General features: G+C 72.4%; 26 protein-coding genes. 12 read left to right on the plus strand and 14 right to left on the minus strand.

Features of this window, described 5'->3' with window-relative positions; all coding sequences use genetic code 11:
- Positions 1 to 64 precede the first annotated feature (64 nt).
- A complete protein-coding gene (locus tag QRT03_RS30585) occupies positions 65 to 691 on the minus strand; it encodes a polysaccharide deacetylase family protein (protein ID WP_286056952.1) in 627 nt (208 codons plus the stop codon).
- Between the two features lie 153 nt (positions 692 to 844).
- Between QRT03_RS30585 and QRT03_RS30590 the strand changes: the two genes are divergently transcribed.
- Together QRT03_RS30590 and QRT03_RS30595 are read left to right on the plus strand one after the other, a co-directional pair.
- Positions 845 to 1,831, plus strand: coding sequence for an extracellular catalytic domain type 1 short-chain-length polyhydroxyalkanoate depolymerase (locus tag QRT03_RS30590; protein WP_286056953.1), 987 nt, complete (start codon positions 845 to 847; stop codon positions 1,829 to 1,831).
- Between the two features lie 22 nt (positions 1,832 to 1,853).
- Positions 1,854 to 2,462, plus strand: a complete 609-nt coding sequence (locus QRT03_RS30595) for a TetR/AcrR family transcriptional regulator (RefSeq protein WP_286056954.1) — start codon at positions 1,854 to 1,856, stop codon at positions 2,460 to 2,462.
- Positions 2,463 to 2,466: 4 nt separating this feature from the next.
- On the opposite strand, the gene QRT03_RS30600 is transcribed toward QRT03_RS30595, so the two are convergent.
- On the minus strand, positions 2,467 to 3,414 hold the full coding sequence (locus tag QRT03_RS30600; protein ID WP_286056955.1) for an alpha/beta fold hydrolase: 948 nt from the start codon (positions 3,412 to 3,414) through the stop codon (positions 2,467 to 2,469).
- 108 nt (positions 3,415 to 3,522) lie between these two features.
- Between QRT03_RS30600 and QRT03_RS30605 the strand changes: the two genes are divergently transcribed.
- The gene (locus QRT03_RS30605; protein WP_286056956.1) at positions 3,523 to 4,278 is read left to right on the plus strand and encodes a TetR/AcrR family transcriptional regulator; all 756 of its coding nucleotides are present in this window, start codon (positions 3,523 to 3,525) and stop codon (positions 4,276 to 4,278) included.
- A gap of 12 nt (positions 4,279 to 4,290) precedes the next feature.
- Here QRT03_RS30605 and QRT03_RS30610 read toward each other — a convergent pair whose 3' ends face one another.
- Positions 4,291 to 4,803: a hypothetical protein gene (locus QRT03_RS30610; RefSeq protein ID WP_286056957.1), complete on the minus strand. Its 513-nt coding sequence runs from the start codon at positions 4,801 to 4,803 to the stop codon at positions 4,291 to 4,293.
- Between the two features lie 167 nt (positions 4,804 to 4,970).
- Positions 4,971 to 5,234, minus strand: a complete 264-nt coding sequence (locus QRT03_RS30615) for a hypothetical protein (protein ID WP_286056958.1) — start codon at positions 5,232 to 5,234, stop codon at positions 4,971 to 4,973.
- A 117-nt stretch (positions 5,235 to 5,351) separates the two neighbouring features.
- Here QRT03_RS30615 and QRT03_RS30620 point away from each other — a divergent pair, with 117 nt between their 5' ends.
- The gene (locus tag QRT03_RS30620; RefSeq protein WP_286056959.1) at positions 5,352 to 6,296 is read left to right on the plus strand and encodes a DUF808 domain-containing protein; all 945 of its coding nucleotides are present in this window, start codon (positions 5,352 to 5,354) and stop codon (positions 6,294 to 6,296) included.
- A 27-nt stretch (positions 6,297 to 6,323) separates the two neighbouring features.
- On the opposite strand, the gene QRT03_RS30625 is transcribed toward QRT03_RS30620, so the two are convergent.
- Positions 6,324 to 6,635 (minus strand): hypothetical protein, encoded by a 312-nt coding sequence (locus tag QRT03_RS30625; protein WP_286056960.1) that lies wholly within the window; start codon positions 6,633 to 6,635, stop codon positions 6,324 to 6,326.
- A 115-nt stretch (positions 6,636 to 6,750) separates the two neighbouring features.
- Positions 6,751 to 8,085 (minus strand): Nramp family divalent metal transporter, encoded by a 1,335-nt coding sequence (locus QRT03_RS30630; protein ID WP_286056961.1) that lies wholly within the window; start codon positions 8,083 to 8,085, stop codon positions 6,751 to 6,753.
- A 127-nt stretch (positions 8,086 to 8,212) separates the two neighbouring features.
- Between QRT03_RS30630 and QRT03_RS30635 the strand changes: the two genes are divergently transcribed.
- Both QRT03_RS30635 and QRT03_RS30640 read left to right on the plus strand, forming a co-directional pair.
- Positions 8,213 to 9,748 (plus strand): AMP-binding protein, encoded by a 1,536-nt coding sequence (locus tag QRT03_RS30635; protein ID WP_286056962.1) that lies wholly within the window; start codon positions 8,213 to 8,215, stop codon positions 9,746 to 9,748.
- 63 nt (positions 9,749 to 9,811) lie between these two features.
- Complete coding sequence (locus tag QRT03_RS30640; protein WP_286056963.1) at positions 9,812 to 10,990, plus strand: cytochrome P450; 1,179 nt, start codon at positions 9,812 to 9,814, stop codon at positions 10,988 to 10,990.
- Here QRT03_RS30640 and QRT03_RS30645 read toward each other — a convergent pair.
- Positions 10,987 to 11,748, minus strand: a complete 762-nt coding sequence (locus tag QRT03_RS30645) for an aldo/keto reductase (RefSeq protein WP_286056964.1) — start codon at positions 11,746 to 11,748, stop codon at positions 10,987 to 10,989. The two genes, QRT03_RS30640 and QRT03_RS30645, sit on opposite strands and share 4 nt — an antisense overlap.
- 30 nt (positions 11,749 to 11,778) lie before the next feature.
- On the opposite strand from QRT03_RS30645, the gene QRT03_RS30650 reads away from it, so the two are divergent.
- From QRT03_RS30650 to QRT03_RS30660, 3 genes are read left to right on the plus strand one after another with little or no spacing between them, the layout of a single operon-like run.
- Positions 11,779 to 12,861: a flavin-containing monooxygenase gene (locus QRT03_RS30650; protein ID WP_286056965.1), complete on the plus strand. Its 1,083-nt coding sequence runs from the start codon at positions 11,779 to 11,781 to the stop codon at positions 12,859 to 12,861.
- On the plus strand, positions 12,858 to 13,268 hold the full coding sequence (gene tsaA, locus QRT03_RS30655; RefSeq protein ID WP_286056966.1) for a tRNA (N6-threonylcarbamoyladenosine(37)-N6)-methyltransferase TrmO: 411 nt from the start codon (positions 12,858 to 12,860) through the stop codon (positions 13,266 to 13,268). Before QRT03_RS30650 ends, tsaA begins: the two co-directional genes overlap by 4 nt.
- A 7-nt stretch (positions 13,269 to 13,275) precedes the next feature.
- Complete coding sequence (locus QRT03_RS30660) at positions 13,276 to 14,067, plus strand: MOSC domain-containing protein (RefSeq protein ID WP_286056967.1); 792 nt, start codon at positions 13,276 to 13,278, stop codon at positions 14,065 to 14,067.
- Between the two features lie 111 nt (positions 14,068 to 14,178).
- Here the strand turns inward: QRT03_RS30660 and katG are convergent, their stop codons facing one another.
- Both katG and QRT03_RS30670 read right to left on the minus strand, forming a co-directional pair.
- Complete coding sequence (gene katG, locus QRT03_RS30665) at positions 14,179 to 16,356, minus strand: catalase/peroxidase HPI (RefSeq protein ID WP_286057019.1); 2,178 nt, start codon at positions 16,354 to 16,356, stop codon at positions 14,179 to 14,181.
- Between the two features lie 22 nt (positions 16,357 to 16,378).
- A complete protein-coding gene (locus tag QRT03_RS30670) occupies positions 16,379 to 16,846 on the minus strand; it encodes a Fur family transcriptional regulator (RefSeq protein ID WP_286056968.1) in 468 nt (155 codons plus the stop codon).
- 214 nt (positions 16,847 to 17,060) lie between these two features.
- On the opposite strand from QRT03_RS30670, the gene QRT03_RS30675 reads away from it, so the two are divergent.
- The 3 genes from QRT03_RS30675 (at position 17,061) to QRT03_RS30685 (ending at position 20,040) form a co-directional block, all read left to right on the plus strand.
- On the plus strand, positions 17,061 to 18,179 hold the full coding sequence (locus QRT03_RS30675) for an NDMA-dependent alcohol dehydrogenase (protein ID WP_286056969.1): 1,119 nt from the start codon (positions 17,061 to 17,063) through the stop codon (positions 18,177 to 18,179).
- A 38-nt stretch (positions 18,180 to 18,217) separates the two neighbouring features.
- Positions 18,218 to 19,138 (plus strand): AAA family ATPase, encoded by a 921-nt coding sequence (locus QRT03_RS30680; protein ID WP_286056970.1) that lies wholly within the window; start codon positions 18,218 to 18,220, stop codon positions 19,136 to 19,138.
- A gap of 149 nt (positions 19,139 to 19,287) precedes the next feature.
- Entirely contained in the window at positions 19,288 to 20,040 is a 753-nt protein-coding gene (locus tag QRT03_RS30685; RefSeq protein WP_286056971.1) for a vWA domain-containing protein, read from the plus strand.
- 52 nt (positions 20,041 to 20,092) lie between these two features.
- Here the strand turns inward: QRT03_RS30685 and QRT03_RS30690 are convergent, their stop codons facing one another.
- From QRT03_RS30690 to QRT03_RS30710, 5 genes are all read right to left on the minus strand, one after another.
- A complete protein-coding gene (locus QRT03_RS30690) occupies positions 20,093 to 20,353 on the minus strand; it encodes an acyl carrier protein (protein WP_286056972.1) in 261 nt (86 codons plus the stop codon).
- Positions 20,353 to 21,933: an amino acid adenylation domain-containing protein gene (locus QRT03_RS30695; RefSeq protein WP_286056973.1), complete on the minus strand. Its 1,581-nt coding sequence runs from the start codon at positions 21,931 to 21,933 to the stop codon at positions 20,353 to 20,355. The genes QRT03_RS30690 and QRT03_RS30695 overlap by 1 nt, the downstream gene beginning before the upstream one ends.
- Positions 21,930 to 22,943 (minus strand): LLM class flavin-dependent oxidoreductase, encoded by a 1,014-nt coding sequence (locus tag QRT03_RS30700; RefSeq protein ID WP_286056974.1) that lies wholly within the window; start codon positions 22,941 to 22,943, stop codon positions 21,930 to 21,932. The genes QRT03_RS30695 and QRT03_RS30700 overlap by 4 nt, the downstream gene beginning before the upstream one ends.
- The gene (locus QRT03_RS30705) at positions 22,940 to 24,682 is read right to left on the minus strand and encodes a carbamoyltransferase family protein (RefSeq protein ID WP_286056975.1); all 1,743 of its coding nucleotides are present in this window, start codon (positions 24,680 to 24,682) and stop codon (positions 22,940 to 22,942) included. Before QRT03_RS30705 ends, QRT03_RS30700 begins: the two co-directional genes overlap by 4 nt.
- Positions 24,683 to 24,769: 87 nt before the next feature.
- Positions 24,770 to 26,779 (minus strand): glycosyltransferase, encoded by a 2,010-nt coding sequence (locus QRT03_RS30710; protein WP_286056976.1) that lies wholly within the window; start codon positions 26,777 to 26,779, stop codon positions 24,770 to 24,772.
- Between the last annotated feature and the right edge of the window lie 75 nt (positions 26,780 to 26,854).

The following is a 26,854-nucleotide window of genomic DNA, read 5'->3' on the forward strand; positions in this document are numbered from 1 at the left end:
CGGGCTCCTTCGCGCCGGGGCGACCTCATAGTGCACACACTTTGACAGCGACGCAACGCGCCCCTCAGGCCAGTTCCGAGAGCGTCACCGCGGACAACCCGCGGCGGACCGTGCGCTCCAGGAGCCCGTCGACGGTGCCGGCGACGCCCACCCGCTGCGGGCCCTCGTGCAGGACGACCACCGTGCCGCGGCGCACGACCGGGCTCAGCCACCGGTCGGTCGTCGCCGTCCCGGCCCCGGAGCCGGCGATCGCGACCGCGGAGCCCAGCACGCAGTGCAGGCCCTCCTCCTCGGCGACCGTGAGGTGCGCTTGTGTCGGCCACCCGGAGCCGGGGCGGAACCAGCGCACCGGCCCGTGGGCCGACAGCTCCCGCTGGGTCCGCCGCAGGTTCTCCCGGAACTCCTCGAGCGGCAGCAACCACGTCGGCTCGTCGCGCCAGGTGTGGTTGCCGATCTCGTGCCCCTCGGCCGCGATGCGCGCCACGAGCCCCGGGTGGGCCGCGGCGCGCTCGCCGATCAGGAAGAACGTCCCGCGCGCCCCGTGCCGAGCCAGAACGTCGAGCAGCGCGGGCGTCGTCGCCGGGTCCGGGCCGTCGTCGAAGGTCGGCGCGAACCGGGGCGTCCGGGTCGGGACGGAGAAGAGCACCCGGCCACGCAGGACGGGAGCGATCGCGGTGACCAGCGGCAGCACGTCGTCCATGATCCCGCCGCGAGTGCGACACAGCGCAGGGTGCCGGGGCGCCGGGCCTGCGTGGCGTCGCACTCGCACCCCCACTTACTAGTAGACATGCTGTCTAGTTAGGGTGACGACTCGTCAACCACGGGACCTGACCCCGGGAGTGCCATGACCGCCGTCGCTCGCCTGGCCTCGCTCGCCACCCTCGTCGTCGCGCTCGCCGCGCTGACGTTCGCCCCGCCGGGTCACGCGGCCACCGGCACTGCCGGCGACCACGACGCCACGCACACCGACGCGAACGGCGCCGTGAGCTACCAGGTCCACGTGCCGCCGCAGCAGGCCACGGGCCGGCCGCTGCCGGTCGTCGTCGCCCTGCACGGGTGCACGATGACCGGCTCGGCGCTGAACTCGATGAAGGACCTGACCGCGCTGAACGCCCTGGCGGACCGCGAGGGCTTCCTGGTCGTCTACCCCAGCCAGAGCATCCTGCGGAACGCGCTGCTGTGCTGGAACGCCCTCGACCCGGCCCACCAGCACCGCGCGACGGGTGAACCCGCGCTCCTGGCCGGCATGACGCAGGACGTGCTCCGCGACTACGACGGGGACCGCTCGCGCGTGCACGTGCTCGGCGCGTCCTCCGGCGCCGGCACGGCCGTGATCCTCGGCGTGACCTACCCGGACGTGTTCGCCACGGCGACCTCGATGGCCGGCGGCGAGTACGCCGTGGACCAGGCCGATCCGGAGAACCCGGACGCGGTGACCCCGCAGGACACCGCCGAGAAGGCCCTCGCCGAGATGGGGCCGCGGGCCCGCGCGGTGCCGTTGCTCGTGGGCCAGGGCGACGCCGACACGACCGTCGACCCGCTCCTGGCCGATCGACTGGTGTCGCAGTTCGCCACGATCGACACCCGCGCCGGCACCCCGGTGGACGACGTCGCGGACCGCGTCGAGCAGGTCGACCCGCCCGGGAAGCAGTCGTACACGCACTCCAGCTACGCAGCCCGCGACGGCGGCCGACCGCTCATCGAGAAGTACCTCGTGCACGGCATGGGACACGCGTGGCCCGGACCCGGCACCGGCCCGTTCGCCGACGGCCAGGGCCCCGACCTCACTCGCATCTTCTGGGACTTCGCTCGCGATCGGCGGCTTCCCTGAGATGCCGGAACGACGCACCCGGATGTCCCGGGAGGCCCGCGGCGCCCAGCTGCTGGACGTCGCCGAGAAGCTCTTCGCCGGGCAGGGCTTCGACGGCACGTCGATGGAGGACATCGCCCGTGCCGCGGGCGTGACGAGGCAGGTGGTCTACGCCCACCACCCGTCCAAGGACGCGGTGTTCGTCGCCTGCGTGCGCCGCGCCCGGGGCGAGCTCGAGGCCGGCATCCGCGAGCCCGAGATCATGATCGAGGCCGGGGCCGGGATGGACGTCGTCATCCAGCGCGCCGGGGAGATCTTCTTCGGGCTGCTCGAGCGCGATCCGCAGCGCTGGGCGGTGCTGTTCGACCCCGGCACCGCCCTCGCCCCCGGGCCGACCGAGGAGCTGGCGACGATGCGCCGTCGCACGATCGGTCGCATCGAGCAGATGGTCCGGCACTTCTCCCCCGACGACGGTGCCGCTGCCGACGAGGTGCGCGACGTCGCCTTCGCCCACGCGATCAGCGGCGTCGGGGAGCAGCTGGGCCGCTGGTGGATCGCGAACCCCGAGCTCCCCCGCGAGCGGGTCATCGGGCTCTACCGCGACTTCATCACCGGCGGGCTCGCGTCGCGCCTGCCGACCAAGGAAGCGTGAGGCGTCACCGCATCAGGGCGATCAGCGCCGCGTCGACCTCGTCCGCCTCCTCCATCGGCAGGGAGTGCGTCGCGTCGGGCCAGAGGCGCACCGTCGCGGCGGGGAGGTCGCGCTCTGCGGCGGCCGCCGCCGCGCCGCCGTCGTGGACCTCGCTCCGCCCGGCCAGGCCGACGAACACGGGCATCGTGAGCCGGGCGAGGTCGTCGGCCGAGGGCTGCTCGGGCAGGGGCAGCTTCGCCGCGTGGTGCCGGGCTCCCGCCGCGATCATCGCCGCGACCGGGTCGCCCGGGGCCGCGTCCTCGGCGGCGGCGAGACCGCCGAGCCCGAGCGCGGAGGGGACCGTCGAGAGGACGAAGCCGAGCCGCAGGCCGGCGACGGTGCGGACCGGTTCGAGCAGGGCGAGCGTCGCGACCCGGTCGGGACGGCGGATGGCGTAGTTCGCCGCCGCCCAGCCGCCGAAGGAGTGCCCGACCAGGTGCACCGTCGGCACCCGGAGCCCGACGAGCGTCTCGTCCAACCACTGCGCCTGGTCCGCCGCGCCGGTCAGCTCGCGGGTCTGGACGCTGAGCCCGGCGTCGCCGATCGGGTCGACGACGTACACCGGGCGCTCCGCCGCGAGCGCGGGGAGGTTCTGCGACCACATCGGGCCGGCGGACGCACGGCCCGGGACCAGCAGCGCGGGGACCGCGCCCGGGTCGCGTGCCTGTCCGGCGAACTCGAGGACGTGCACGGTGCCGAACGTCGTCGGGAGGTCGAGGACGCGGGTCGGCGCGGGCATCGTCGCGAGTGCCGCGTCGTAGGCGCGGTCGAAGGCCTGACGCCCCTCGGTCGAGCGCCAGTAGCCGACCGGGGACGGGTCGCGGACCAGGTACGCGACGGTGGCCACGGCGAGCACGACCACCCCGACGACGACGGCCGCGGTCCTCCGGACGGCCCTGGCGCGCTGCGGCACGGTGATCCCCCTGGGTACGCTGTACGCTGTGGGTACACCGTACGCACGCCGGGGAGCGGCGGGCAACCGGCTACCGTCGGGGCCGACCCCACCGAGGAGGAGCGGACGTTGGCCGACGCCGAGCAGACCGCGGCCGACGGCCTCGACCGCCGGGTCGCCGCGCTCTGGTCGGACGGGACCGACCGGCGACCCGCCCTGACCCGGCACCGGATCATCACCGCGGCGATCTCCGTGGCCGACGCCGAGGGGCTCGACGCGCTGTCCATGCGACGGGTCGCGACGGAACTCGGCGCGGGCACGATGTCGCTCTACCGCCACGTCGCGGACAAGGCCGAGCTGCTCGGCGCCATGGTCGAGGCCGTGAACGCCGAGTCGCCCGATCTCGCCGAGGTCGCCGGCGATTGGCGCGCCAAGCTCGAGCACGCGGCCCGCGAGGAGTACGCGCTCTCGCACCGCCACCCCTGGGTGCTGGGCGTGCCCTGGAGCCGGTCCCCTCTCGGTCCGAACTCCCTCGCCGCCGTCGAGTCGGTCCTGGGCGTCGTCGCGGACCTCGGGCTGGACCACCACGACCGCGTCGCCGTGGTCTTCAGCGTCTTCCGCTACGTCCGCGGGGCGGCCCGCGACGCCGTGGACGCCGCCGCCGAACGCCGGGACGGCGTCCCCGACGAGGAGTGGTGGGCCGGCAGCGAGGACGTGATCGCCCGCTTCGTCGACCCGGCGCGCTTCCCCGAGGTGGTGGGGGCCTACCGCGCCGGGGCCCTGACGCAGACCGGACCGGACGGCTTCGAGTTCGGCCTCGCCCGGGTGCTCGACGGGGTCGAGGCCTACGTGCGGTCCCGGACCGACGCGGAGCGGGGCCCGTGACCGGACGACCGGTCAGGGGCGCGCGGGCCCGACCGGGTCGGGACCGTCCGGGAGGCGCCAGAAGTCCCCGAGGAACCGGCGCACGGAACCCCACGTCGTGGTCGGGACGGGCTCGGCGTCCACGACGCGGACGCCCTCACCGACCGGCAGGGCGTCGCGGTCCTGGACGGCGTCGACCACGGGCCGGTCGTCCCCGGCCTCGAGGACGTACTCGTCGGGCCACTCGATCCAGTACGGCTCCAGGAGCCGGACCGAGATCCACTCGCCGCTCGTGGTGAGCGGGACGATCTCGACCTCCGGCACCCGGAACGCCGCGGCGAGCCGCGCCGCCCGCCGCGCGACGTCGACCGGGAGCTGCCCGGCCCGCAGCCGCACCGTGAACCGCGCCGGGACGGAGTCGAGAGTGATCCGGCCGATCGTCGGCACCTGCAGCTTCGCTCCGGGCGGTGGGATCACCTGCGCGAGCTGGGTCGTCAGGCAGACATTGGTCCAGATGTCCCGGAGCTCGTGCTCGAGCTCCGTCACCTCCCGGGCGTGCCACTCACGATCGGCGCGGCACGCTCCGGGCAGTAGCGGCGGAATGATCCACATGTCGGCGACCCCCTCGGCGAATCCCCCTGTCGAGGACGATAGGCCGATTCGCGGCAGCATCCCGTAACGATTCGGGTGGACCTCCACCCCGAACGGCCCAATCAGCGCTTCCGACAGGCGTCGTAGATCGCCCGGTACTGCTCGTCGGTGATCCGGCCGTCGCTGTGCGCAGCGTCCATCGTCATCACCCAGCCACCCGGGGGGAACGGGTCCCGGTCGTCGAGACTCCGGTGCGCCGGCGTCGCGTCCGGCCACTCGTGGTCACGCAGGGCGGCCACCGTCTCGTCGAGGGTCACCGTCCCGCCCTCGAGGGCCAGCAACCACCGGTCCGGCACCGAGTCACCCGGCTGCCACGATCCCGCCATCGATCCTCCCGCGCTGGAGATCCTCGTGTCCCTGCCGAGTATCTCGGGTGGCGGCGGGACGCGCGAGCCGTCGAGGGGGCCCACCCGACCGCCCGAACAGGACATAAGCTCCGCGTCATGAGTGCCGGCCTGTTCGCCCTCCTCGACGACGTCGCGGCCCTCGTGAAGCTGACGACGGCGTCGCTCGACGACGTGGCCGGCGCGGCCGGCCGCGCGAGCGCGAAGGCGGCGGGCGTCGTCGTCGACGACGCCGCGGTGACCCCCCGCTACGTGCAGGGCCTGGAGCCGCGGCGAGAGCTGTCGATCATCGGGCGGATCGCGCGCGGATCGCTGCTCAACAAGATCGTCATCATCCTGCCGGTCGCCCTGCTCCTCAGTCAGTTCGCACCGTGGGCGCTCACCCCGATCCTCATGCTGGGCGGGCTCTACCTCTCCTACGAGGGAGCCGAGAAGGTCTGGGAGAAGATCGCGGGCCACGAGGAACACGCCGAGACGCGGAACGAGGCCGTGGCGTCCGCGCCCGAGGAGACCGAGAAGAAGGTCGTCTCCAGCGCCGTGCGCACCGACTTCATCCTCTCGGCCGAGATCATGGTCATCGCGCTGAACGAGGTCGCCTCCGAGGCGATCGTGTCCCGGGCGCTGATCCTCGCGTTCGTGGCCCTCGTCATCACCGCGCTGGTCTACGGGGTCGTCGCGCTGATCGTGAAGATGGACGACGCCGGGCTCGCGCTCTCGAAGCGGGAGAACGGCGCCGTCGCCGGCCTGGGCCGCGGGCTGGTGAAGGCGATGCCGATCGTGCTCGCGGTCCTGTCCAACGTCGGGATCGTGGCGATGCTCTGGGTCGGCGGGCACATCCTGCTGGTCGGGGTCGACGAGCTCGGCTTCCACCCGCCGTACGCGTTCGTGCACCACCTCGAGGAACTCCTCGGCGGCGGCTTCCCCGGCTGGCTGGTCAACACGCTGTGCTCGGCCGTGATCGGACTCGTCGTCGGCGCCGTCATCGTCGGGATCGCCCACCTGGTCCCCCGCCGCCGGCAGCCCGAGGCGACCGTGTCGTCCTGACGAGGCTCCGGCAACCCGCCGCCCGGGTCAGGACCGGGCGATCCGGAGCTCCGCGCGGGCCGGCGACGGGTGCTCGACCTCCGTCGTCGAGTGGACCAGGGTGATCCCGCGCGCGGGCTCGGCGCCGGACCCGTCGTCGAGAGCCTGGAGCGCCTCGACGAAGTAGCGCAGCAGGGCCGACGGCGGGATCGCCCGGGAGAGCCACACCTCGCGGGTCGCGGGGTCGGCGACCCAGGCGGTGCGCCCGTCGAGGTGTTCCCAGTACACGCTCACACCGGCCTCCCGCAGGACCGGCAGGGCCGCCAGCGGGTCGGGGACGGATTCGGGGGAAGCGTTCACATCGGGACGTCCGCGCCGTGGACGGTCATCGGATCGACGCGATCCGGAAGTTCGTCCGAACCTCCGGTCGGTGCCGTCGCAAGCGGCCGAACACGATCGACGATGTGGCGCTACGTCAGCCGAGTCGCCCGGCGACGTCGGTGACCAGGAGCGCCAGGAAGAGCACGGAGGACGCTCCGAGCAGGGTGTTCGACAACCACCCCGAGCGCCCGCCGGCCGCGACCCGGCCCGAGTTCAGCAGGAGCATCAGCGTGATCGCCAGGAACGGCATGAACACCGACCCGAGCACCCCGTAGACCAGGGTGAGCGCGAACGGCCGGTCGATGAACAGCAGCACCATCGGAGGCACCGTCAGCCAGAGCAGGTATGCCCGGAACGGCCACGAGCGCTCGACGGTGGCCGCCTCGTAGGCGCCCCGCTCCCCCTCCTCGCCCTCGACGGCGGCCTCGGCGCCCACCGTGTCGGCCGCCTTCCCGTGCGGGAGGCGCAGGGTGCGCAGGGTGTCGGCGAACAGCAGACTGACGCCGTTCCACACCCCGAGCAGCGAACTCGTCGTCACCGCGAGGAAGCCGACGAGGAACAGGATCCGGGCCCACTGGCCGTAGTCGGTACCGAGGACCTCGCCGAGGGTGAGCAGGCCGCGGTCGGACTCGGTGAGGTCCTGGCCGAGCAGCAGCGTCGACCCGACGATCAACATCGCCACGACGAAGATGCCCGTCATGACGTAGCCGACGGCGTTGTCGAGCCGCATCATCGACAGCCAGCCGGTGCCCTTCCAGCCCTTGGCGAACATCCAGTAGCCGTAGGCGGCCATCGTGATCGTGCCGCCGACGCCGCCGACCAGCCCGAGGACGTAGACGGTCGACCCCTCCGGGAGGCGGGGCACGAGCCCGGACGCGAGGTCGCCGAGGTTCGGGGTCACGAGGATCGCGACCGACACGACGGTCACGAACTTCAGCGCCACCAGCACCGTCACGAACTTCTCGAAGACCTGGTAGCGCTGGGCCCACACCAGGGCGAGGCCGACGACGCCGGCGATCATCGCCCAGTAGCGCACCGACAGGCCCCCGAACAGCGCGTTCAGCGGCAGCCCGACCGCCGACATCGCGGTCGCGCCGTAGACGAAGCCCCAGATCACGATGTAGACCGCGAAGAACCCGGTCGCCCAACGACCGAGGCGGCGCCAGCCGTCGAGCAGGGTCGATCCCGACGCCAGGTGCCAGCGGCCGACCCCCTCGCCCAAGGCCAGCTTGAGCCCGGTGCCCACGAGCGCCGCCCACAGCAGCGCGGTGCCGTACTCGGCGCCCGCGACCATCGTCGCGACGAGGTCGCCCGCGCCGACGCCGGCCGCGGCGGCCAGGATGCCCGGCCCGAGGCTGCGCAGGCGGGCGGCGCCGGTGGGCGGCTCGAGCGGTTCGGCCGGGTCCTGCTGGACGGAGGCGTGTGTCATGGCGACTCCCGGGTCGGGCGGAGCCCGATTCGTCCCACACGTGCCGCCCGAAGGCAATCGCGGTCTGGTCGTGACGGGTGCCGCCGGTGTACACCGTTCCGGCACACCGGCTCGTGGAGGGGGCACCATGCTGGTTCCGTTCGAGGTCCGCCACTTCCTCGACCGCGCGGCGACCGTCTACGGCGCGCGCACCGGCGTCGTCGACGAACCCGACCAGCCCGCGGCCCCGCGGCAGGACCTGACGTACGCCCGCGTCGCCGAGCTCGCCCGCGCCCAGGCCGCCGCCCTGGACGCGATGGGGATCGGGTTCGGCGAGCGCGTCGCGATCGTCAGCCACAACAGCGCCCGCCTGCTGACGTCGTTCTTCGGCGTCTCCGGGTACGGGCGGATCCTCGTCCCGGTCAACTTCCGCCTGTCGACCGACGAGGTCTCCTACATCGTGGAGGACTCCGGAGCCCGGCTCCTGCTCGTCGACCCGGCGCTCGAGGACCAGCTGAAGGGCGTCCGAGCCGAGCGCACGATCGTCCTCGGCGAGGGCGGCGACGCCGAGATGTACCGCTTCGGCGTCGACCCCGAGCCGTGGGAGCCCGACGAGAACGCCACGGCGACGATCAACTACACGTCCGGCACGACAGCGCGTCCGAAGGGCGTCGAACTGACCCACCGCAACCTCTGGGTCAACGCCACCACGTTCGCGATGCACGCCGGTGCGAACGACCGCGACGTCTACCTCCACACCCTCCCGATGTTCCATGCGAACGGCTGGGGGATGCCCTACGGCATGACGGGGGTCGGGGCGAAGCACGTCGTGCTGCGCCAGGTCGACGGCGCGGAGATCCTGCGGCGCGTCGAGGAGCACGGCGTCACGATCATGTGCGCCGCACCCGCCGTCGTGAGCGCGGTGCTCACCGCGGCGAAGGACTGGGACGGCGAGATCCCGGGCCGCGGACGGGTGCGGATCGTCGTCGCCGGCGCTCCCCCGCCCACCCGCACCATCGCGCAGATCGAGACGGAGCTCGGCTGGGAGTTCCTCCAGATCTACGGGCTCACCGAGACGGCGCCGCTGCTGACGGTGAACCGTCGCCGGGCCGAGTGGGACGACCTGTCCCCGGAGGACCGCGCGGCCAAGCTCGGCCGGGCGGGCGCGCCGGCGCTGGGTGCGACGATCCGCCTCTCCGGGGACGGCGAGGTCCTGGCCCGCTCCAACGTCGTCATGACCGGGTACCGGAACAAGCCCGAGGAGACCGCCGCCCAGCTGCGGGACGGCTGGTTCCACACCGGCGACGGCGGGGTGATCGACGACGACGGCTACCTGACGATCAGTGACCGCCGGAAGGACGTGATCATCACCGGCGGCGAGAACGTCTCCTCGATCGAGGTGGAGGACACGCTGTTCAGCCACCCCGCGGTCGCGGAGGTCGCCGTGATCGGGGTCCCCGACGAGAAGTGGGGCGAGACGATCAAGGCGCTGGTGGTCCTCGCGCCCGAGGCCGAGGTCGGCGAGGCCGACCTGATCGCCCACTGCAAGGCCCACCTCGCCCGCTACAAGGCGCCGACGTCGGTCGAGTTCCGGGAGCCGCTCGCCCGGACCGCCGCCGGCAAGCTGCAGAAGTTCAAGCTGCGCGAGCAGTACTGGGAGGGCCACGGGCGGCAGGTGAACTGAGCCGGCCTTCCGCTCGATGGCAGAGGGATGGTCCGGGTCACATCGGGCGGCGAGGATGGGCGTGTGACTGCCGTCCGCGACATCCCGGTCAGCGACGTCGACCTGTTCTCCGACGAGGCTCGCGTCGACCCGTACCCGACCTACCGCGAGCTCCGGGACGCCGGACCCGTCGTCGAGATGGCTCGGCACGGCCACTACGCGCTCCCCCGCTACGCCGACGTGCGCGCCGCGCTCATGGACTGGCGCACGTTCTCGTCGGCGAAGTCGGTCTTCGTCGACGAGGAGACCAACCGCAACCTCGAGGGCATCACGCTCTGCTCCGACCCGCCGGACCACACGATGATGCGCTCGGTCCTCGGGCGCCCGTTGCGGCCCGACCGCATGCGGGAGATCACGCCGACCGTCGAGGAGGAGGCCGACCGGGTCGTCTCCCGCGTGGTCGAGGCGGGCCGGTTCGACGCCGTCACCGACCTGGCCGAGCACCTGCCGATGGCGGTGGTCTCGCAGCTGGTCGGGCTCGGCGAGGAGCACCGGGTGAAGATGCTGGAGTGGGCGGCCGCGATCTGGGACGTCCAGGGCCCGCGCAACCAGCGGTTCCTCGACGCCGGACCGAAGGTCGGCGAGTTCCTCGACTTCGCCGCGAACGACGCCGTCCCCGGGCGGATCGACCCGAACGGCTGGGCCGCGCACCTCTACGAGGCCGCCGACCGGGGCGAGATGCCGCGCGAGAAGTGCCCGGTGATGATGCTCGACTACGTGACGCCGAGCCTCGACACCACGATCCTCGGGATCGCCTCGATGATCGCGCTGTTCGCGGACCACCCCGACCAGTGGGACCTCCTGCGGGCGGACCGGTCGCTGATCCCGCACGCGATCAACGAGGCGCTGCGCATCGAGACCCCGGTCCCCCAGTTCACCCGCGTGCTCACCGAGGACCACGAGATCGACGGCGTCGCGCTGCCGGCCGGGAGCCGGGTCGCCCTGCTCTACGGCTCGGCCAACCGCGACGAGCGCAAGTACCCCGACCCGGAGCGCTTCGACATCACCCGCAAGCCGTCCGACCACCTCGCGTTCGGTCGCGGCGAGCACGTGTGCGTGGGCATGCACCTGGCGCGGTTGGAGATGTCGACGCTGCTCGAACGCCTCGCGGACCACGTCTCCCGGTTCGAGATCGTCTCCCGCACCCCGATGATCAACAATGGCCTGCGCGGGTACGAACACCTCGAGGTGACGGTCCGCTAGGGCCGCCGGCGCATCCGGTCGATCGCCCGGAGGTCACCGGGCGAGAGCCGGACGTCGACGGCGCCGAGGTTCTCGGCCAGACGCGCGGAGGAGGTCGTCTTCGGGAACGCGATCAGCCCGCGCTCCAGGTGCCAGCGCAGCAGCACCTGGGCCGGGGTCGCGCCCACCCGCTCGGCCACGCGGCGGGCGGTCGGGTGCTCGGTGAGCCGTCCCTCACGCAGCGGCCCCCACGCCTCCGTGGCGATGCCGTGGCGCCGGTGGAAGGCCTGCATCGCCCGGTGCGGCGTGCGCGGGTTGGCCCGGATCTGGTGCACCGCGGGGACGACCCCGGTCGCGTCCACGACCGCCCGCACCTGCCGTCGGGAGAAGTTCGACAGCCCGATCGAGCGCGCCAGGCCCTCGTCCCGCAGCGCGACGAGCGTCCGCCAGGTCTCGACGTCCCGGTCCCCGGGGCGGTGGACCAGGAACAGATCGACGTACCCGGTGCCGAGCCGCTCCAGGCTCTCCGCGAGCGCCGCGCGGGGGTCGCCGTGGCGGCCGTCGTCGAGCTTCGTCGTGATCCACACGTCCTCGCGGGGCACGCCCGACTCGCGGAGCCCCTGCCCCACCGGCGCCTCGTTGCCGTAGCCCTGCGCCGTGTCGACGTGGCGGTGGCCCAGCGCGAACGCGGTGCGGGCGACGCGGGCGGTGTCCTCGGGCGGCACGTGGTACACGCCGAACCCGAGCTGCGGGACCGATCGGCCGTCGTTCAGTGTCACGCGAGGGATGCCGTCCATCAGAATCCGATGATGGACCTCGACGTGGCCGTCGTCGGCGCCGGCTTCTCCGGGCTGCTCGCCCTGCACCTGCTGCGCGAGCGGGGGCTGCGGGTGCACGCCTTCGACGAGGCCGGCAACGTGGGCGGCACCTGGTGGTGGCACGCCTACCCCGGCTCGCACCTCGACACCGAGGGCCACCTCTACCAGTACCTCGTCTCCGAGCAGCTCTACCGGGACTGGGGCTGGAGCGAGCGCCACCCCGCGGGCTACGAGGTGCAGCGCTGGTTCCGGTTCGTCGCCGACCGGCTCGACCTGCGGCGGCACGTCTCCTTCGGGGCACGGGTGGTCTCGCTCGCGGCCGTCGACGGCGGGTGGGCGGTGCGGACCGACGACGGCGAGGTGGCCCGGGCCCGGCACGTCGTGGCCTGCACCGGCCGGCTGCCCCGCGAACCCGGGGTCGTCGTGGACGCCTTCGGGGGCCTCGTCCTGCGGACGGCGGCGTGGACCGAGGACGGCAACGACCTGTCCGGACGGCGGGTCGGACTGCTCGGGACCACCGCCGCCACGATCCAGCTCGCACCGTGGATCGTCGGGAAGGTCGCGTCGCTGGCCGTCGTCGTGGACGCGCCCCGCGACGTCCTCGCCCGCGAGAACCCGGTGTACGGCTGGCGCGAGCGCGACGACTACCGCGACGGGTTCGCGTCGCTGCGCGAGGCGCCCCCGCCGGTCGGACCGCTCGTCCCGGACCGTGCGGCGATGCGGGCTCGTCTCGCCGACCCGCAGCTCGCCGACCTGCTCGTTCCCGACGCCGGGTCGGGGCGGGTCGTGCTCGACGACGGGTGGCTCGAGCTGTTCGCCCGCCCCGAGGTGACGGCGGTGCCGTGGCACGACCTCGCCCGGGTGCGCGGCGAGGGCCTGGAGCTCACCGACGGCACCGTGCACGAGCTCGACGTCCTCGTGGTGACCGACGAGTTCGACGCGGGCGAGCCGGCCGTCGGGCGCATCGCCGGCGCGCAGGGCGTGCACCACGTCGTCGCCCCGCCGGGTGGTGGCACGGTGTCGTTCGACCTCATCCGCCAAGTGGAGGCCGTCGTCGAGGGGATCCCGGGATGACCTACACGCTGCGCGTGGTCGGCCACGTCGAGTCGACGCTGACCGACCGCGACGACGCCCCCAAGCAGGCCGACGAGGGCGCCCCGGACGCGTGGCTCGTGATCGACCCCGACCTCGCCGACGCGTGCGCCGACCTCGCGGTCGGGGACGAGCTCGTCGTGATCACCTGGCTGCACGAGGCCGACCGGGACGTGCAGGTCGTCCACCCGCGCAGCGACCCGACCCGCGCACCCACGGGCGTGTTCAGCACCCGCTCCCCCGCGCGGCCGAACCCGCTCGGGCTGCACACCGCCCGGGTGCTCGCCGTCGACGGCACCCGCATCCGGGTGGACGCACTGGAGGCGTTCGACGGGACGCCCGTCGTCGACCTCAAGCCGACGCTCGCGGCGCGCCGCGCTGAGCGATGATGGCCAGGTGGAGCTCACGACGCTGACCCGCTACCCCGTCAAGTCGATGCTCGGCCAGCAGGTCGAGCGGATCGCCGTCGGGGCCACCGGCCTGGAGAGCGACCGGTGGCGCGCCCTGCTCGACCCGACGACGGGGTACGTCTGCACCGCCAAGCACCCCCGGCTCTGGCGCCGCCTGCTGCAGTACTCGGCGGCGGTGCAGGACGACCGCGTCGTCGTGACGACGCCCGGCGGGGAGACGATCGACGCGGAGGATCCGCGCCTCGTCGAGACCCTGTCGGCCGACCTCGGACGGGCCGTGGAGATCCACGCGCAGCGGCCCGCGGGGTCCTCGGTGGAGCGACCCGACCCCGAGGAGGTGCTCGCGCAGGGTGTGGAGGCCGAGATCGAGGCCCCGACGCTGGAGATCAGCCAGGGCACCGAGGGCGACACGTTCGTCGACCACTCGCCGATCCACCTGATCACGACGGCGACCCTCGACCACCTCGGCGTCGAGGCCCTGCGCTACCGGCCGAACCTCGTGATCGCGGGCGGCACCCCGTTCGAGGAGAACTCCTGGCTCGGCCGGGAACTGCACGTCGGCGAGGTGGTGCTGCGCCCGACGCTGCCCACGCCCCGCTGCTCGGTGCCGACCCTGGAGCACGGCGACCTGGGTCGCGAGCCGCGGGCGATCACGCCGCTGATGCGCGAGAACCGCGTGGAGGTGCCCGGGTTCGGGGTCCTGCCGTGCGCGGGCGCGTACGCCGAGGTCGTCCGCGGCGGCACGATCGCCCGCGGCGACAGCGTCACCCTGGTCTGAGACGACGACGGCCCGGGCCGGCTGCTCGTGAGCAGCCGACCCGGGCCATGTGCTTCGCAGGTGAGCACTAAGAGGGCGTATAGCCCCTCGAGGTGCTCACCTGAGTGCAGCTCACACGTCGTACCGGTCGAGGTTCATGACCTTGACCCAGGCCGCGACGAAGTCGCGGACGAACTTCTCCTCGGAGCCGCTCTCGGCGTAGATCTCCGCGACCGCGCGCAGCTCGGAGTTCGAGCTGAACACCAGGTCGTTGCGGGTGCCGGTCCAGCGGACCTCGCCGTCGGCCCCGCGCGCCTCGTACAGGCCCTCCTCCTCGGCGACCTTGGCCCAGGTCGTGTTCATGTCGAGGAGGTTGGTGAAGAAGTCGTTCGTGAGCTGACCCGGGCGCGTGGTCAGCACACCGTGCGTCGAGCCGCCCGTGTTCGCGCCGAGCACGCGCAGGCCGCCGACGAGCGCGGTCATCTCCGGCGCGGTCAGGTTGAGCAGGTTCGCCCGGTCGACCAGCAGGTACTCGGCGGGGAGCGCGTGGCCCTTGCCGAGGAAGTTGCGGAAGCCGTCGGCCTTCGGCTCGAGGTAGGTGAACGAGTCGGTGTCCGTCCACTCCTGGCTCGCGTCCGTGCGGCCCGGGGTGAACGGCACCTCGATCGACACGCCGGCGTCCTTCGCCGCCTTCTCGATCGCCGCACCACCGGCGAGGACGATCAGGTCGGCCAGCGAGACCTTGCCCGACGCCTGGGCGATGCCCTCGAGGGTGGACAGCGTCCGCCGCAGCTCCTGCGGGTCGTTGACCTCCCAGTCGATCTGCGGGTCGAGGCGCACGCGGGCGCCGTTGGCGCCACCACGCTTGTCACCGATGCGGAACGTGGACGCCGAGGCCCAGGCCGCCTTGACCAGCTGCGACACCGTGAGGCCCGAGTCGAGGACCTGCTTCTCGAGCTCCTCGGCCTCGTCGTGGGTGAGCAGCGGGCCCTCGTGCTTCGGCACCGGGTCCTGCCAGATCAGCGTCTCCTGCGGGACCCAGGCACCGATGTAGCGGTCGACCGGGCCCATGTCGCGGTGGGTCAGCTTGTACCAGGCGCGGGCGAACGCGTCGTTGAACTCGGCCGGGTTCTGGTGGAACCGCTGCGAGATCTCCTTGTAGACCGGGTCGACCTTCAGGGAGATGTCGGTGACCAGCATCGTGGGCTGGCGGGTGAGCTCGCCGGTCTCCGGGTCCGGCACCGTGTTGGCGCCGCCGCCGTTCACCGGGCGGTACTGCCACGCCCCGGCCGGCGACTTGTGGAGCTCCCACTCGTAGGCGAACAGGTTCTCGAAGTAGCCGTGGCTCCACTTCGCCGGCGTGGAGGTCCAGGTGACCTCGAGGCCGGAGGTGATGGTGTCGCGGCCCTTGCCCTTGCCGAAGCCCTGCTTCCAGCCCAGGCCGCCCTCCTCGATGGAGGCGCCCTCGGGCTCGGGGCCGACGTACTGGTCGGGGTCGGCCGCACCGTGGGTCTTGCCGAGGGTGTGACCGCCGGCGATGAGGGCGACGGTCTCCTCGTCGTTCATCGCCATTCGGCCGAAGGTCTCGCGGATGTCGCGCGCGGCGGCCAGCGGGTCCGGGTTGCCGTCCGGGCCCTCCGGGTTGACGTAGATCAGGCCCATCTGCGAGGCGCCCAGGGGTTGCTCGAGCGTGCGCTCACCGGTGTAGCGCTGGTCGCCGCCGAGCCAGTAGTTCTCCGGGCCCCAGTAGGTCTCGTTGTCCGGCTCGAAGACGTCCGGGCGGCCACCGGCGAAGCCGTAGGTGGTGAAGCCCGAGATCTCGAGGGCACGGTTCCCGGCGAAGATCAGCAGGTCGGCCCAGGAGAGCTTCTTGCCGTACTTCTGCTTGACCGGCCACAGCAGACGGCGGGCCTTGTCCAGGTTCCCGTTGTCCGGCCAGCTGTTCAGCGGCGCGAAGCGCTGCATGCCCATGCCGGCGCCGCCGCGGCCGTCGGCCAGGCGGTAGGTGCCCGCCGAGTGCCACGCCATGCGGATCATGAAGCCCGAGTAGGTGCCGAAGTCGGCCGGCCACCAGTCCTGCGAGGTCTTGAGAGTGCTGTCGACGTCGGCGGCGAGCTGGTCCAGGTCGACGGTCGCGAACTCCTTCGCGTAGTCGAAGTCCGGGTCCATCGGGTTGGACGCCTGGGTGTGGCTACGCAGGATCCGCAGGTTCAACTGGTTGGGCCACCAGTCGACGTTCCCGCCACCCTCGGTCGGGTGGGAGAGACGGCCGGCGTGGACCGGGCAGCCGCCCGCGTCCTCCGTGTTCATCTCCGTCTCGCGGGTGACGTGCTCAGACACGACTGTTCCCTCCGGTGGGGTGTGGGGTGGTGGTGGCGTGCGCCGCCTGACAGGAGGGGCAACGGCCCCAGAAGACGACCTCGGCCTCGTCGATGACGAAGCCGTGGTCGTCCGAAGCGGTCAGGCACGGCGCCTCGCCGACGGCGCAGTCGACGTCGGCGATCGCGCCGCAGGAGCGGCACACGACATGGTGGTGGTTGTCCCCTACCCGCGTCTCGTACCGCGCCGCGGAGCCCTCGGGCTCGATGCGACGCAGCAGTCCGGCCGCGGTGAGGGCCCGCAGGACGTCGTAGACGGCCTGGTGGGACACCGCTCCGAGGTCGGCACGGACGAGACCGATGATCGCCTCCGTGTCGAGATGCGGGTGGTCCTGCACCGCGGCGAGGACCGCGACACGGGGACGGGTCACGCGCAGACCGGCCTCGCGCACGCGGCGCTCGTACTCGGTCGTCGTGGGCACGACCCCACCGTGCCAGCCAAACTGGAACGGATCAAGTTTCTCCGGCCATCGGCAGATTTCGCACCGCTGACGAGGGGTTTTCCGACGACGGACGTGTGACAGCTCCATGACGATGAACAGAGCCGCTGTGGGCACTGGTCACGGGCGACGATCCATGTGAGCATCGCCACCGCTGCATGTGTGATGTGTCCATCGCCGAGGAGGACGTTTCCCTATGAAGACCAAGGCTGCGGTCGTCTACGAGACCGGCAAGCCGATCGAGGTCGTCGAGCTCGACCTCGCGGGGCCCGAGGAGGGCGAGGTCCTGATCCGGTACACCCACGCCGGGCTGTGCCACTCCGACATCCACATCGCCAACGGCGACCTCGAGGCGCGCCTGCCGATGGTCCTGGGCCACGAGGGCGCGGGCATCATCGAGGAGGTCGGCCCCGGCGTCACGCGCGTGAAGCCCGGCGACAGCGTCGTCTGCTCCTTCATCCCCAACTGCGGTGTCTGCCGCTGGTGCGCCACCGGTCAGCAGGCCATCTGCGACATGGGCGCGAACATCCTCTCCGGCGAGCTGCCCAGCGGGCGCTTCCCCTTCACCGGGCCCGGCGCGGAGAAGAACTACGGCGCGATGTGCATGATCGGCACGTTCAGCCAGTACGGGACGATCAGCCAGACCTCGGTCGTCAAGGTCGACGACGAGCTGCCGCGCGAGAAGGCCGTGCTCGTCGGCTGCGGCGTCCCGACCGGCTGGGGCTCGGCGGTCTACGCCGCCGACGTGCAGCCCGGTGAGACCGTCATCGTCTCCGGTGTCGGCGGCATCGGCATCAACGCCGTGCAGGGTGCGCGCTTCGCGGGCGCGAAGAACCTCATCGCCGTCGACCCGCTGGAGAACAAGCGGGAGAAGGCCATGGAGCTCGGCGCCACGCACGCCGTCGGCTCCATCGAGGAGGCCGCCGACCTCGCCCGCCAGATGACCAACGGCAACGGCGCCGACAAGGCGGTCGTGACGGCCGGCCTGGTCACCGAGCAGATCATCACCGGCGCGTTCGACGCCATCGGCAAGGGCGGCACCGTCGTCCTCACCGGTCTGAACAAGCTGACCGAGCAGAACGTCCACATCCCGGGCTCGATCATGACCCTGTTCAAGAAGACGATCAAGGGCACGCTGTTCGGCGACTGCAACCCGACCACGGACATCCCGAAGATCCTCGGGATGTACCAGAGCGGGGACATCAAGCTCGACGAGCTGATCACGAAGACCTACACCCTGGAGCAGGTCAACGAGGGCTACGCCGACCTCGAAGAGGGCAAGAACGTCCGCGGCGTGCTCATCCACGAGCACTGAGCCACCCTCGAGCACCGAGAACGGAGCACCACACGTTGGTGGACACCGTCGCCACCGTCGGGCGCGGCCGGGAGACCGAGCTTCTCCAGGCCGCGCTCGACGGCGGTACCCATGTCGTCCTGGAGGGCCCGCCGGGCACCGGGAAGTCGACCCTGCTGCGCGGGGTCGCGCACTCCCGCAGCATCGGCTTCCACTTCGTCGAGGGGAACGCCGAGCTGACGCCGGCGCGGCTGGTCGGGCACTTCGACCCGGCCCGCGTGCTGGCCGACGGGTACGTCGAGGAGATCTTCGTCGACGGCCCCCTCGTCTCGGCGCTCCGCGAGGGCGGGCTGCTCTACATCGAGGAGCTCAACCGCGTCCCCGAGGAGACCCTCAACGTCCTCATCACGGTCATGAGCGAGGGCGAACTGACCGTCCCGCGCCTCGGCCGGATCCCCGCCGAGACCGGCTTCCGCATGGTCGCGGCGATGAACCCGTACGACGCGGTCGGTACGGCGCGGATCTCCGCGGCCCTGCACGACCGCACGTGCCGGATCGCCATGGGCTACCAGTCCGCGGCCGACGAGGCGCAGATCGTGGCGGGACGCGCGCCGGTCACCCCGGACGCGTGGCGGGAGAAGGCCGTCGACCTCGTGCGCCGCACCCGCGAGCACAAGGACCTGCGGACCGGCTCGTCGGTCCGCGGCGCCATCGACCTCGCCCGGGTCACCGTCTCGCTGGCCGCGACCCGCGACCGGTCCGTCGACGACTGGCGGGTCGGACTCGACGCCGCCACGGTCGCGCTATCGGGCCGGATCAAGGTGATCGAGTCGGCGCGGCGCACGCCGGAGGAGGTCATCCGGGAGCTCTACGAAGCGGTCTTCGGGCGTGAGCCGTCGGAGGACGATCCGTCCGACTCCTCCGGGGATGATGCGTCGGGGGGAGCCAGAGCCCGCCCGGCGCGGGCAGCGGAGGGGTAGACCGCAAGTCCCGCCAGAAGGCCGCGCCGAAGACGTCGCGGGCGGACCTCGCCCGTCGTCACGAGGACTTCGAGTCGGTCTCGCCGCAGGTCGGCGAGATCGACCAGGAGACCTTCGACGCGCTCCTGCGGGAGGACCCGGGGGCCGCGATGGAGCTCCTGGTCGACATGACGAAGGCGACCGACGAGACGCTGCGGGAGAAGGCACGCCGACTGGCGGGCACGCTCCTGCTGGAACGCTCCAAGGTCGGGCCGTCGCGCGCCCGGGGCTCCTCCAAGCTCCGGCTGCGTCCGGCCGACCGCGGCGGGGACATCGACATCGACGCGTCGATGGAACCGCTGGTCGAGGCGCGGGCCGCCGGCCTGCCCCCGCACCTGGAGGACCTCCACGCGATCGACTGGGCCCAGCCGGGCATCGCGTTGTGCCTGCTCGTCGACACCTCCGGGTCGATGACGGGCGGGCGACTGGCGGCGGCGGCCCTCACGGCGGCCGCGTGCGCGTGGCGGGCGCCGGAGGAGTTCGCGGTGGTGTCGTTCGAGCGGGAGGCGACCGTGCAGCGCGGGCTGCACCAGCCGACGCCCCCGGAGATCCTGGTCGACCAGCTCCTGGCCCTGCGGGGTCACGGGGTGACGGGGTTGTCGGCGGCGATGCGTTCGGCGGCGGACCAGCTCGTGGCGGCGCGCTCGTCCCGACGGGTCACGGTGCTGCTCTCGGACTGCCGGGCGACCGACGACAAGGACCCGGTGCCCCTCGCCGCGTCCCTGGACGAGCTGCTGATCCTTGCCCCGGCCGACGACTCGTCGGACGCCGTCGCGCTGGCGGAGGCGGTCGGGGCGCGGGTCGAGACGATGGCCGACCCGTCGGAGGCCCCGGCGGCGCTGGCGCGGTTGCTCGACGCGTAGGAGGTGGCTTCGCCTCGTGAGCACTCAGTGGGGCTACAGCCCCACTGAGTGCTCACATGGGGCTCGCCCCCACCTCCACGAGGAAGTCGGCCATCGCCGCGACCGAGCGGAAGCGCTCGATGTCGAAGTCGTCGAGCGGGAGCTGCACGCCGAAGGTCTCCTCCAGCGCCACGATCAGCGTCACCAGCGCCAGGGAGTCGATGAGGCCGGCCTCGAGGAGGTCCTCCTCGGCGGACGGCACGTCGATGCCCGCCCGGTCGCTCACCACGTCCGCCACCTGGGACCGGAGCGCGGCCGTGGTCTCGGTCAACATCACTCGCTCTCCTTCGGCGCCGGTCGGAACCGCTCCCGCAGCACCGGCCGGTCGATCTTCCCGTTCACGTTCTTCGGCAGTTCGTCGAGCACGAGCCACTTCGCCGGCACCATGTAGCGCGGCACGAGCGTCCCCACCGCCCGGCGCATGTCGTTGACCGGCAGCTCCGCGCCCTCGGTCACGGAGTACGCGCAGCAGATCGTCGTGCCCTCGAACCCGCCGAGGTCGACGCCCACCACCGCGCACTCGCGCACGCCCGACACGGTGTTCACCGCGGTCTCGATCTCGCCCAGCTCGATCCGGTAGCCGCGCGACTTGATCTGCGAATCGGTCCGTCCGAGGAAGTGGACGACGCCGTCGGCGTCCGCGCGGGCCAGGTCGCCGGTCTTGTAGATCCGCTCTCCGTCCGGCCCGGTGACGAACGCGGCGTCGGTCTTCTCCTGGTCGCGCCAGTACCCCGGCGACAACCCGACCCCGCCGATGTACAGCTCGCCGATCTCCCCGACGGCCGCCTCCCGGCCCTCGTCGAGCACGACCAGCGACTCGCCGTCGCACGGCCGCCCGATCGGCACCGGGACGGACTCGTCCTCCGGGACCGAGGGAACGTCGTAGTACGACGAGGCGATCGTCGCCTCGGTCGGCCCGTACAGGTTCGTGAACCGCACCCGCGGGAGCTTGCGCATCCAGTGCGCGAGGATCGGCGTCGGCAGCACCTCGCCGCACCACAGCAGCCGCTCCAGCGCCGGGAAGTCGTCCTGCCCGACGGCGTCGAACCGCGCCAGGTAGGTCAGCACCGACGGCACCGAGAACCACTGCGTGAGCTCCCGGTCGCGGATGAACGCCGCCGTCCTCCGCGCGTCCAGGCCCAGCGACGCCGGCACGAGGTGCAGCTCCGCACCGGCGGCGAGCGTCGCGTAGATGTCGAACGTCGAGAGGTCGAAGTGCAGCGGCGGGTGCCCCGAGATCCGGTCGCCCGGCTTCGTCCCGAAGTGCCCGAGCGCCCAGTCGACGAACGCCGACACCATGTCGTGCGTGATCATCACGCCCTTCGGGATCCCGGTGGATCCCGAGGTGAAGAGCAGGTGCGCGAGCGGATCCTTCCCGACGTCGGGTCGGGTCGGGTCGAGCGCCGCGATGTCACCCGCGGCGAACGCCGTCGTGAAGCGCTCCCCCTCCAACGGCGACTCCAGCGAGCCCACCGTGAGGTCCGGGAGGCCTTCGTCGACGAGGCCGTCGACGAGCGTCTCGGCCGTCGCGTCCGCGAGCAGCACCGTGGGCTCGGCGGAGCGGACGATCCGCGCGACCCGCGCGGCCGGGCTCGCCGAGTCGACCGGCACGTAGACCCCGCCGGCCTTGAGCGTCCCGATCAGCGACGCGATCGTCCACGGCGTCTTGGCCGCGAGCACCCCGACGCGGTCGCCCGGCGCCACACCGCGGTCGACGAGCATCGACGCGATCCGGTTCGTCAGCGCGTCCAGGTCGGCGTAGGAGAGGGTCTCGACGCCGTCCGGCCCGACCAGCGCCGTCGAGCCCGGGGAACGTTCGGCCGAGGCGGTGAGCAGGTCCTCGAGACGAGTCACTCGCCGCCACCCACTGCCACCACGCCCGCCCGGCGGAAGACCTCGCCGATGTGGTCGAGCTCCTCGGCCGACGGCGGGATGTCCAGCACGAACACCCGGGTGCCCTGCCCGGCGTAGTGCGCGATCGCGGCGGCCACGCGGTCGTAGGAGCCGACCAGGTACGGGCAGAACGTCTGGTAGTTCTGGAACGGCCCGAGCCAGAACGGGTCGGGCTCGCCGTCGACGGTCACCGGCTGGGCCTTCGCGGCCTCCGAGAGCTGGGCGTGCCACGACGAGTCGCTCGCCCGCATCGCCATGGAGTGCGCGATCTGGCCCTTGCGGTCGGTCGGGAAGCGCTCCTCCGCGACCTTCCACGCATCGGCGGTGTCCTCGCGCGCGACGATCCCGACCCGCACGCCCCCGCCGGTCGGGGCCTCGGAGGTCTCCTGGCCGAGCGGCTCCGGGTACCGGATCGGCACCGCGCCGATCGCCTCGGCCGCCGCGCGGCCGGCGGGCGACGACCCGGAGATCAGCACCTCCGGCATCAGCTCGGCCGGCAGCGCCGGGGCGAGCTTGAGGTTGTGCACCTGGTGCCAGCGACCCTCGTGCGTGACGGTCTCGCCACGCAGCAGCGCCATGAGGATCTGCGTGTACTCGGTGGTGCGCGCGTAGCGGTCGTCGTGCTCGGTCGGGTCGCCCAGTGCGAGCAGGTCGTTGCGGAACCCGCCCGCGAGCATGTTGAGGTGCACCGACCGGCCGTGCAGGTAGGACAGTGAGGACACCATCGACGCCGCCGTGAACGGGTGCATGTACACCGGCTGCACCGCGACCAGCGGGGCGAGGCGCTCCGTGGCCGTGATCGCGTGCTGGGCGACCAGCCACGGGTCCGCGATGCCGTTGTCGGTGTAGACGAGCATCCCGGTACAGCCCGCGGCCTCGCTCCACCGCGCGACCTCGGCGACCGCTCCCGCGTACTCCCCCGCCGGCACGTCCTTCGACTGCGGGCAGGTGGAGTAGATCTGGACGCTCACCGCGCGGTGCCTTCCACGACGAAGCCCTCGATGTACAGCCGGTCGAGGGCGATCCGGGCGAACGTGTCGACCGCGGTGGCCGGGTCCATGATCAGCGGCTGGCCCTTGACGTTGAACGACGTGTTCACGACGCAGCCGGTGCCGGTGCGCTCCTTGACCTGCGCCAGCAGAGACGCGAACGTCGGGTTCAGCCCGGGCGTCACGGTCTGGATCCGGGCCGAGTCGTCCTCGTGCACGATGCCGGACAGGACCGGCTTCGCCTCCGGCCGCACGTGGGCGGTGCAGAGCATGTAGTGGTCCGGCTCGAAGCCGCGGGTGACGAAGAGCCGGTCCCGGTCGTCGACGTGCACCGCGGGGGCGAACGGACGGAACGCCTCGCGGAACTTCACCGCCGAGTTGATCCGGTCCTTGATCCGGTCCCCGTCGGGGCGGGCCAGGATCGAGCGGTTGCCCAGCGCGCGCGGCCCGAACTCCATGCGGTCGTGGAAGACCGCGATGATCCGGTCCGCAGCGATGTCGTCGGCGGCCGCCGCGAGGTACTCGTCGGTCATCCCGACCTCGCGCCACTGCAGGTCGGGCCGCGCCTCGAGCACGGCCCGCACCTCGTCGGCGGAGTAGCGGGCGCCGAGGTAGGGGTCGAACGGCGTCGCGACCGGCTTCAGGTCCTCCGCCACCGCGTACGCCGCGCCCAGCGAGGTCCCGTCGTCCCCGGAGGCCGGCTGGACGAACAGGCGCTGCACGCCGGGGAGGTCGGCGATCGACTGGTTGGACTTGCAGTTGAGGAACGTCCCGCCGGCCAGCGCCAGGTTCGTCTCTCCGGTCTTCTCCAGCCAGTACCCGACGAGGTCCACGAGCAGGTCGGTCAGGCACTCCTGCATCGAGGCCGCGAAGTCGGCCTCGTCGCGCTGGATCGAGCCGTCCGGGAGCGACGGGGTGAACGTCTGCTCCTCGAGCATCGTCCGGGCGTACGGGTAGCCGTGTTCGGCGTCGGAGAGTGCTCCCGTGGGCCAGTCGATCACGACGGAGCCCTTGTCGTGATCGAATCGGGTGAGCTTGCGGAAGACCTCGCGGTAACGCTCCGGGTCGCCGTAGGGCGCGAGGCCCATGACCTTGTACTCGTCATTGTTGAACTGGAAACCGAGGAACCGCGTCCCGATGGAGTACAGAATGCCGAGGGACGCGGCGATCGGCTGCGAGTGCAGCTTCTCCAGCTCACGCCCGTCGAAACGGAAGATCGTCACCGAGTCGACCTCGCCCATGCCGTCGGAGACGACGGCGAGCCCACGGTCGAACCCGCTGGGCACGACGGCGGACAGCGCGTGGGCCCGGTGGTGCTCTACCGGCGTCAGCGCCGCGGCCAGCTGCGGCCACCCCGCGTCGGTGAGCGCGTCGCGCACCGTCTGCGAGCTCAGGACCTCCTTGAAGTGGGTCCGGTTCAGGACGAACGCCCGCTCGTGGCGGTCGTAGTCGAAGCCGTGGGCCACGACGTCGACGTCGTCGGCGGACACCCCCGCCTCGGCCAGGCACCAGGCGATGGCCTGCCGGGGCAGGGCGCCGGTGCCCTTGTCGCCGTCGAACCGCTCCTCGGACGCGGCGGCCACGAGCGTCCCGTCGACGATGATCGCGGCGGCGCTGTCGAGTCCCTGACAGATTCGCGCGTCGAGCGGATCGATGTCCGGGTTGTCCTCGTGAAGCTTCCGTTGCGAATTCGGAAGACCACTGAGTCCGAGAACGATCATCGAGCGGGGCCCCCTCGTGGACGACGAATAGTCGGCTCCCTCACTATGACGTGCGAGTTCGCCTCCGGTTCATCCGGGGTGTGGGACTCAGAGCCGCTCGGCCGTCTCCGTCGCTCCCGGGAACGGGTGGCCCAGCACCGAGACGAACGCCCGCTGGTAGGCGTCGACCATGGCGTCGTCGGTGTAGAGCGCCAGCGCCCGCTCCCGCCCCGCCCGTCCGAGGCGGGCGAGCTCGGCGCGGTCGTCGAGGACGCGACGCAGCGCCTCGGTCCACGCCGGGACCGTCACGGGGTCGACGACCACGCCCGCGGCGCCGAAGTCGAGCATCTCGGGCACCGACCCGCTCGCCGACGCCATCACCGGCATCCCGCGCGTCATCGCCTCGACCATGACGAGCGGGAACGCCTCGAATCCGCTGGGCACGCACAGGACGTCGGTCTCGGCGAAGGCGTGGTCCGGCCCCGGGGACACCCCCCGCCAGCGCACCCGGCCCCGCAGGTAGGCCGGGGTCTCGGCCTCCATCTCGGCCTGGTCAGGCCCGACGCCGAAGATGTCCAACGTCCACTCGTCGGGCCGCGCGAGGGCGTCGAGGGCCTTGATCAGCAGCGTCGTGTTCTTGTAGGTCTTCAGCCGGGTCAGCATGCAGAAGCGCACCGGCCCGGTCGCGGACACCTCGCCCAGCGGCTCCCCCGGGGTCAACCCGTTCGGCGCGACCATCACGGTGTCGGTGAGCCGCTGGTGGCGCGACAGGTCGGTGTGGTGCTGCCGGGACAGCACGAGCAGGGCGTCCGCGGTGCGCAGCGCCCGGGCCTGCGCCGCGGAGTAGGTGGGCCGCTCGAGCTCGGCCGGGTCGTGCGCGGCGGGGATCCAGTACCGCCGCTGACCCGCCGCCCGGCCGAGCGCGCGCCACGCCGTCGCGAACCCGATCTCGGTCTTCGTGCAGCCCCCGACGACGATGGCCTCGTCGGTCGCGGCGACGTCGACGACCGGCTGCCACCAGGGCTGCATGAGCAGGCGCACCCGGGGGTCGAGCTCCGCGATGTACTGCCCGAGGTGCTGGAGGACCACGAGGGTCACCGGGTGCCCGCGCTCGACGAGCTCGTTGGCGAGCACCACGCGCTGGCGTTCGGCGCCGCCGGGCCGCAGCCCGTTGCTGATCACGACGACGGCGGGTCGTCCCCCGGCCTCGCGGGCCAGGGCGTCGAGCCGGGCCCGACGGGGACCGCGCTTGGAGCGCTGCACGCGGTCGAGCAGCGTGGAGCCGGCGGCGTAGAGCGACCCGCGCCCGGCGTTGTGCTCGAGGCCGAGCACCATCACCTGCGCGCTGCGCAGCAGGTCCGAGCCGCGCAGGGAGGCCAGGGGGTCGTCGGCGACGGTGCCGCCGGAGGAGTGCCGTACCTGGGGCCCGGCCTCGTCGTCGACCAGGCGCAGGTCCCACCCGGCCTTCCGGGCGGCGGGCTGCCACGTGGCGTCCTCGCCGTAGACGAAGAACTGCTCGTCGAACGGGCCGAGGGCGTCCCAGGCGTCGCGGGCGATGAACAGCGCGCACCCGGTCAGGTAGCCGTCCACGTGCTCGGGTGCGGACGGGTACAGGTCGCTGATCGTGCGGCCTCGGAGCCGCTTCGCGTAGCCCGCCGAGTTCAGCAGGTTGCGCACCACGCCCTGCTCCCGGTGGGCCACGTCCCACGGCTGGTCGCGGCCTTCGGGGTCGAGCACGGTCGGCGAGACGACGGCGACCTCGGGCTCCTCGAGTACCTGGCGGGCCCGCGTGCAGGGCCCGAGGAGCTCGGCGTCCGGGTTGAGCTGGAGCACGTCGTGCTCGGGGACCTGGGCCATCAGCGCGTTCATGGCGGCGATGTAGCCGAGGTTGAACTCGGAGAACGTCCACGTGACGTCCGGCCGGGACGCCGCCAGCTCGCGCACCGCGGGCGAGCCGGAGGACGCGTTGTCCCACACGTGCACCCGCGCGTCGGGCAACCACTTCTCCACGCTCGCGAGCGCACGGTCGAGCAGGTCGGCGCGCCGGTAGGAGACGATCAGGACGGCCAGACCCCGCCCGTCGGGTCGAGCTCCGCTGCGCTTCGTCTCCTGGGACACGGCTGTCGATTATGTGCGCTCCGCGCAGGTGAGCACTTCGGGGGGCTATAGGCCCTCGAAGTGCTCACCTGCGCT

It is taken from the genome of Actinomycetospora termitidis (genome assembly GCF_030286555.1).
Classification (GTDB): domain Bacteria; phylum Actinomycetota; class Actinomycetes; order Mycobacteriales; family Pseudonocardiaceae; genus Actinomycetospora; species Actinomycetospora termitidis.

Bases quoted from the DNA above. Each gene is read 5' to 3' on its own strand.
- QRT03_RS30635 (WP_286056962.1), top strand. From the start codon at position 8,213: ATGCTGGTTCCGTTCGAGGTCCGCCACTTCCTCGACCGCGCGGCGACC.
- QRT03_RS30690 (WP_286056972.1), bottom strand. From the start codon at position 20,353: ATGTTGACCGAGACCACGGCCGCGCTCCGGTCCCAGGTGGCGGACGTG.
- QRT03_RS30650 (WP_286056965.1), top strand. From the start codon at position 11,779: ATGGACCTCGACGTGGCCGTCGTCGGCGCCGGCTTCTCCGGGCTGCTC.
- QRT03_RS30590 (WP_286056953.1), top strand. From the start codon at position 845: ATGACCGCCGTCGCTCGCCTGGCCTCGCTCGCCACCCTCGTCGTCGCG.
- QRT03_RS30630 (WP_286056961.1), bottom strand. From the start codon at position 8,085: ATGACACACGCCTCCGTCCAGCAGGACCCGGCCGAACCGCTCGAGCCG.
- tsaA (WP_286056966.1), top strand. From the start codon at position 12,858: ATGACCTACACGCTGCGCGTGGTCGGCCACGTCGAGTCGACGCTGACC.
- QRT03_RS30685 (WP_286056971.1), top strand. From the start codon at position 19,288: ATGGAGCTCCTGGTCGACATGACGAAGGCGACCGACGAGACGCTGCGG.
- QRT03_RS30675 (WP_286056969.1), top strand. From the start codon at position 17,061: ATGAAGACCAAGGCTGCGGTCGTCTACGAGACCGGCAAGCCGATCGAG.
- QRT03_RS30705 (WP_286056975.1), bottom strand. From the start codon at position 24,682: ATGATCGTTCTCGGACTCAGTGGTCTTCCGAATTCGCAACGGAAGCTT.
- QRT03_RS30595 (WP_286056954.1), top strand. From the start codon at position 1,854: ATGTCCCGGGAGGCCCGCGGCGCCCAGCTGCTGGACGTCGCCGAGAAG.
- QRT03_RS30615 (WP_286056958.1), bottom strand. From the start codon at position 5,234: ATGGCGGGATCGTGGCAGCCGGGTGACTCGGTGCCGGACCGGTGGTTG.
- QRT03_RS30620 (WP_286056959.1), top strand. From the start codon at position 5,352: ATGAGTGCCGGCCTGTTCGCCCTCCTCGACGACGTCGCGGCCCTCGTG.
- katG (WP_286057019.1), bottom strand. From the start codon at position 16,356: ATGAACACGGAGGACGCGGGCGGCTGCCCGGTCCACGCCGGCCGTCTC.